Source organism: Sodalinema sp. (assembly GCF_046483825.1).
Taxonomy (GTDB): Bacteria; Cyanobacteriota; Cyanobacteriia; order Cyanobacteriales; family Geitlerinemataceae; genus Sodalinema.
In genome coordinates, this window is sequence record NZ_JAWOCL010000197.1 from 1 (window position 1) to 6512 (window position 6512).

The window sequence follows — 6512 nt, forward strand, 5'->3', positions numbered from 1 at the left end:
GCGTTGCGATACTTGCCAAACCAATAGGCAAGCATTATTTTGTAAGTATAAAGATAAGCAAGTCCTGACAATTCATTATTTTGCTGATACTTGGGAATCACCTGTGTTTCGTCATAAGCCGGCCCCTTAAAAACATCAGGTTCATCAAAAGATTCCTTCAAATGATATGCCATTTGTTGGGACATCTTCAAATAGGTAAGGGGCGATTCTTGTTTGATAGATTCTAAGACATCCACATAATCTTGAATTTCTCGTTCCCAATCCTCCAAAATTACCCCAGCAAACACACTATCATAAAAATAGTTAATGAGATTGTAGCCAGCATTGAGGAAATCTCCACTATCCATCCCCGCGAGATAGCCATCTCTCATCGTCAAGCGAGTGGAGCGCAGAGACTCTTTACGATGCTGAATAAAGCCTCCAAACCAGAGTAAATTCAGGGACTTAAATTTAGATACCTTCAACGAATCCACCAAATTCAACGCCAATTTACCAAAGCGATAGCCCTGTTCTACATCCCCCAGAAAAGCCGATAAAACCATCCCATAACTTCCATAACCGAGGGTGGAGGCTGGACTATTTCCAAACTCTAACGACAGGCTCACCATCGTAGCACAAAGCAAGGGTTGCAACTGGGGACTCCCCTGATAGACAGCGGGAAATAATAACGCACATAAATCCATGGCCGCTTTCATAGGAGCATCAGTCATTTGAGGCTCATGAACCAGATCTTCAATGGTTTTACCACCCAGTCTCTCAGAGACTCTCTCTACCGCCATATTTAGGTTCATTTCCATCGATTGAGAGTTTTCCTCCTCTAACCCGTGAACGCCCAACTCCAGCAGGGCTTTTTGACCCAACTGAATCGCCTCTAACATCTGACCTTGAGCCGTCAGGGAACTGATTTGAATTTGATAGATTTTGACCCGGTCGAGGACCGTCTGACTCGCGGCTAACACCTCATCCGCTCTCTGGTTCATCAGCTCAAAATTTCCGGTCAGATAGGCGGTTTCCACTCCCAGGGTTTTGAGTGCTAGGCTGAGGGAATACTGAATTTCCCAAGCGTTTTCTTCTAGCCAAGAGAGTCCCGTTTCAACGAACTGTTGCGCTAAGGGATAGGCCGTGGACTTGAGAGCTTTTTGACTCGCCACTAAATTCAACTGCGCCACCGCCTCTTTATCCCGACGCTCTCGGATGAGATCTGGGGCTAAATTCAAATGACCGACAATCTCAAAACATCGTTCCTCTCGCTCTTGTTCCCCCAACTTTTCTTGCAGTAAACGCCCCACTTGCAGATGTGTGGCTTGCTTATGCTCTTCAGGAATGAGAGAATAGGCGGCTTGTTGAATTCGGTCATGGACAAAGCGGTAGCGAGGATTGAGATTACCTTCGAACGTCTCGTTAGGTTCAAAATCCGTAAAAAATTTGTAGATTTGATTGGTGGGAATTACAAACTCTTGCTCGATCGCATTCCACAATCCAATCGCGACGTCTGATATCGAGGTTTGACTAATCACCTCTAAGGTATTGAAATCAAATTCAGCCCCCACACAGGCGGCTAATTGAAGCAGATTTTGGCTGGATGCGGGGAGTTTCCTTAATTGCAAAGCCATAAACTCCACGACGTCATCGGTCATTGCTAAAACTTTAATTTGAGCTAAATCAGCTTGCCAAAGACCCGTTTGCCAATCAAAACTCAGCCACTTTTCTTTATGGAGAAACTTGATAAACTGGTTTGTAAAAAAGGGGTTTCCTTGCGTTTTTCGAGTAATCAAGTCCGTGAGGGGATTGGCTCGGGATAGGTCACATTGAAGGGTGTCAGCCACGAGCTGATTGAGGTCAGACGTATCCAGAGGCGATAAGGTAAGAGTTTTAACTGGGGTGGCGTTCTGGGTTAATTCATCTAGGGTTAGGATGAGAGGATGAACCCGAGAGACTTCGTTATCGCGGTAGGCTCCTAACATCAGAAGATAATCCTGATCGTCGAGCAAGATTTTCAGGAACTTTAAGGAGGTCCAATCGGCCCATTGTAAGTCATCTAAGAAAATCACTAAAGGATGATCAGCACTCGCGAAGACTTTGATGAATTTTGTAAAGAGGAGATTCAGACGAGTTTCCGCTGCAACGCCTGAGAGTTCAGGAACTGGGGGAGGTGTTCCGATGAGGAGTTCTAATTCTGGGATGACCTCGACTAAAACCTGTCCCTGATCACCAATGGCTTCGAGAATGGTCTCCCCCCAGATTTGCACATTTTCCTCAGATTCTGAGAGGATTTGATCTACTAAATCTCGCAAGGCTTGCACTAAGCCACTCAACGGGATATTTCGATTGAATTGGTCATATTTACCCTTGACAAAATATCCCCGTTGGCGTATAATTGGCTTATGAACTTCCTGAATAAGAGAGGTTTTGCCAATTCCCGAAAATCCGGCAACTAGCATTAACTCACGATCGCCTTGACTAACACGATCAAAAGCCATTAGAAGTTCCTTCACTTCTTCGGCGCGACCATAGAGTTTTTCGGGAATCATTAGGCGATCGCTAATATCTCGTTCCCCCAGCGTAAACTCGCAAATGTGGCCGCTTGTTTGCAGTGCATCTAAACAGACTTGTAAATCCGCTTGAATCCCCAACGCCGTTTGATAGCGATCTTCAGCATTTTTGGCCATTAATTGACTAACCAACTGCGATAACGGAAGGGGAATCGCAGGATTGAGGTGATGAACCGGCGGTGGGTTGACGGCGAGATGGCTATGGATGAGATCCAAGGTATCGTCTGAGTTAAACGGGAGCGTTCCCGTTAGCAGTTCATAAAACGTCACCCCGAGAGAATAAAAGTCACTGCGATAGTCAATCCCACGATTCATCCGTCCAGTTTGTTCCGGGGAAAGATAGGCCAACGTTCCTTCGAGGGTATTAATATTATCCAGTTCTTGGCTTTCTCGGGGAAGTTGCGAGGCGATGCTAAAATCAATGCACTTCACCTCATGAGTCTGAGGATTAATCAGAATGTTGGCGGGTTTAATATCTTTATGGATAATGCGGTTTTGATAAAGATAGTTGAGAGCCTGCGTCAGTTGAATGGCGATTTTCAGAAATTCCTCTAGGGGAATCTCGGGGATTGGGGTAGATTGGTACTGTAACCAATAGTTAGCCAAGGAGATTCCGCCAAAATCGTCCAAAATTAGAGCGTAACCGTGACCATAGGATTCTAGGCTTAGGCTTTTGAGGATTTGGGTATGATCCAGGTTTTTGGTTAAGGTGTATTGGTTGCGAAACTTGAGAAGATCATTAAAATCAGGGGTCTCATTTTGCAAGACTTTGATGGCCACCGGGTGCTGGTCGATTTCTCGTCGCCCTCGATAGACTCGAGTTCGACTGCCATGATACACTAGCTCGGTAATCTCATAACCTGGAAGCTGTAAGGTCTGAGTCATCTGAGTCATGGTTGGTTCTCGTACTGTTACGCAAGGCTGATTGAATCTGTTATAGCAGATTTTTCAAGATAATTTCCTCTGCATATAAATTCATACTCGGACAATGCACTCACCGTTACGGCTAAAAGCTTAATATATCAATCAATTTAAAACTATTAAAAATTTGATATATTACAGTTCATCTTTTTTTGATGTATAATAAACTACAGATTTGTGAGTGACGATATGTTAGAGGGTTTGCCGTTTACGGTCAACTCAATCCTGATTTGACACCACATCTTCCAGACAACTCAGCCATTACGATCACCATGACCTCGAAAGTCGTCTTTATCTCAAAAGTCATCTTAGCCTCACTTCTAGGGTCATTAACCATTAAATACATTGCCCCACAACTTCCCATTCCGGTTAACGGACTGTCGGCGTTGACCATTATTTTTACCCCGGTTATGGTCATGATTGGGGTATTTATCCTGCGGGGACGGCGATCGCCCCAGAATACCCCCTAACCCCCATTAGGTGCTAATCTGAACATCAGCATAGATCTCCTCTCCATTTAGGGTTATCCCCAGACTCGGCAATAAAATCTCACAATTTCGGTTGAGGTAATCGTCAAATAGCCATTGGCTGGTACTGGTGCGGCGATAATGTTCTAAACGATAGTCCGATTGGCTGATTAACAGGTAATCTTGAAACTGGGGAATTGAGCGGTAAAATAGGAATTTGTCCCCTCGGTCAAATGTAGCCGTTGAGGGCGATAGAACTTCGATAATCAGGCTGGGATTGAGAATTTCATCATCGCGATCGCCATTGAGCAAAACATCCCCCAAAACCACCATAATGTCGGGATATAAGCCTCGGCGATATTGAGGAATCCACAATCGCATATCACTCGAAAACAGTCGTAGAGGTGGGTTCGTCTGATAGGATTTGAGTCGAGCAATGAGGTTGACGACAATCGTATTATGATTGAGGCTAGCGCCGGCCATGTCCCAAACCTCTCCATCGTGGTATTCATGGCGAGATTCACAGACTTGTTCCATCTGGCGATAGTCATCGAGAGAAACGGATTGAGCAGTCCTAATCATGATATCTGTGATCTCAGGAGTTGCGATCGCCCCTAGTATAACCCTCTACAAGCCTCAACAAACTGTTTAGCAAACGCCGGGTTACTGCGAAAATGTAAATGAACATAGCTGGCGAGGCTATTTCCCAACACATAGCCTTCAGAAAACGCACCAATACGCCAACTGTGAGCCTGATAACAGGTGGGAATCTCGGGAGGAACCGTCTCAGGAATCAGTTGAGAATAATGGAAACGATGGCCATTGACGCTAAGAGGCTGTGGGCAAAAGGGATAATTGGCGCGGGTTTCAATTTTCGTATAGCCTAAGTTGGGGCGATCGCCCAATCGCGTCCAAAAGGGAAAAATTCCGGCAAACCGAAAGCGAACATCCTTAACCTCAATTCCCTGAGACAGATAAATCAAGCCGCCACATTCCCCATAAATGGGACGATTTTCCGCCGCAAACCGTCGTAATCCCGCTAAAAACCTCTCATTCTGACTCAGGCGTTCCCCATGAAGTTCTGGATAGCCGCCACCGAAGTAAAACCCATCAATGTTCTGAGGAAACTCATCCCCTAGCGGCGACACCTCAATCAGCGTTGCACCGGCCTCTTGCAACAAACGTAGGTTTTCCTCATAGTAGAAACAAAAAGCCGCATCACGGGCGATCGCAATCCGTACTGACGGCTTTTGCGGCAAACTCCCCGAAACATCCTCCCCAACCGCCAACTCTCCTCGCCAATCAGGCAAACTCGCCAACAGGCCATCCAAATCCAGATAGGTTTCCGTCGCTTGCGCCAACGTCTCAATATAGGAATTTCCCAGATTATCCTCCTGGGCCATCCATAACCCCAGATGACGAGAGGGGATTTCCGGGAAGCTATTTTTAGGAATTTCTCCCCGTACTGGAATCGAAGTGACCGACGCGATAGCTTCTCCCAAGCGACTTAATCGGCGTCTAGTATGACTGCAATCGAGTGTATTACCGACTTTGTTTAGGGCAATTCCCGTAATTGACAAATCCGCATCAAAGTGTATATATCCCGAGACTAACGCCGCCACACTGCGAGACATCCGCGACGCATCCACCACCAGCAACACCGGAACCCCTAGCCACTTGGCGATTTGAGCGGTACTCCCATCCTCAGACGTGGCCCCATAACCGTCAAAAACTCCCATCACTCCCTCAATAATCGCCACATCACAATCGCGGCTATAGTGACGAAAGAGGGCTAAATTGTCAGCTTTTGATAACATCCAGCCATCTAAATTGTGGGAAATGCGGCCCGTCGCCAGGCGATGATGTCCAGGATCGATGAAATCTGGCCCGACTTTAAACGACTGAACTCGTAGCCCCCGACGACGAAGGGCGGCCATAATTCCCAGAGATAGAGATGTTTTGCCGACACCGCTACGAGTTCCGGCAATGACGAGGGCTTTCATGGGGTAGACTCTCCTTGTACAGCAGTTTGGATGGTGGCTTCATCCAATTGAGGGGTTCCCTGTTCATGGAGCCAGAGTAGATATTCCACATTGCCCGCCGGTCCTTGGATGGGGGAGGTGACGAGGCCGCGATCGCACCATCCCAAACCTCGCGCCGCATCCCGAACTTGAATAATGGCATCGGCGCGATCGCCGAGATTGCGGACAACGCCTTTCTTGCCGACGCGCGATCGGCCCACCTCGAACTGAGGTTTCACCAAAACAATCGTTTCCCGAGGCGACACCAACAAATTCCAAATGGCCGGAAACACCTTCTCCAGAGAAATAAACGAAACATCTGCCACCGCCAAATCCGGGCGCGGGTCATCAGCCTGATACAATTGCTCCGGGGTCAGATAGCGTAAATTAGTGCGTTCCTTGAGAACCACCCGGTCGTCCTGACGCAGCTTCCAATCCACCTGGCCATAGCCCACATCCACGCCATAGACCCGTTGCGCCCCTCGTTGCAACAAACAGTCCGTAAAACCTCCCGTGGAAATCCCACCATCGAGACAAACCCGATTCTCCAC

At 47.1% G+C, this 6512-nt stretch carries 5 protein-coding genes; 1 reads left to right on the forward strand and 4 read right to left on the reverse strand.

Going from position 1 to position 6512, the window contains the following annotated elements; genetic code table 11:
- Window positions 1-3446: ATP-binding protein (locus R6U67_RS12940; protein ID WP_410252934.1), on the reverse strand; the 3446-nt coding region annotated here is incomplete at its 3' end.
- A 299-nt stretch (window positions 3447-3745) separates the two neighbouring features.
- Here R6U67_RS12940 and R6U67_RS12945 point away from each other — a divergent pair.
- Window positions 3746-3943 carry a hypothetical protein gene (locus R6U67_RS12945; RefSeq protein ID WP_410252935.1) on the forward strand — a complete coding sequence of 66 codons (198 nt, stop codon included), beginning with the start codon at window positions 3746-3748 and terminating at the stop codon, window positions 3941-3943.
- A gap of 6 nt (window positions 3944-3949) precedes the next feature.
- Here R6U67_RS12945 and R6U67_RS12950 read toward each other — a convergent pair whose 3' ends face one another.
- From R6U67_RS12950 to R6U67_RS12960, 3 genes are all read right to left on the reverse strand, one after another.
- On the reverse strand, window positions 3950-4522 hold the full coding sequence (locus R6U67_RS12950; RefSeq protein WP_410252936.1) for a Uma2 family endonuclease: 573 nt from the start codon (window positions 4520-4522) through the stop codon (window positions 3950-3952).
- Between the two features lie 32 nt (window positions 4523-4554).
- On the reverse strand, window positions 4555-5943 hold the full coding sequence (locus tag R6U67_RS12955) for a cobyrinate a,c-diamide synthase (RefSeq protein ID WP_410252937.1): 1389 nt from the start codon (window positions 5941-5943) through the stop codon (window positions 4555-4557).
- Window positions 5940-6512 (reverse strand): TlyA family RNA methyltransferase (locus R6U67_RS12960; protein ID WP_410252938.1); only part of this gene is annotated, 573 nt, incomplete at its 5' end. The genes R6U67_RS12955 and R6U67_RS12960, both read right to left, overlap by 4 nt.

Bases quoted from the DNA above. Each gene is read 5' to 3' on its own strand.
- R6U67_RS12945 (WP_410252935.1), top strand. From the start codon at position 3,746: ATGACCTCGAAAGTCGTCTTTATCTCAAAAGTCATCTTAGCCTCACTT.
- R6U67_RS12950 (WP_410252936.1), bottom strand. From the start codon at position 4,522: ATGATTAGGACTGCTCAATCCGTTTCTCTCGATGACTATCGCCAGATG.
- R6U67_RS12955 (WP_410252937.1), bottom strand. From the start codon at position 5,943: ATGAAAGCCCTCGTCATTGCCGGAACTCGTAGCGGTGTCGGCAAAACA.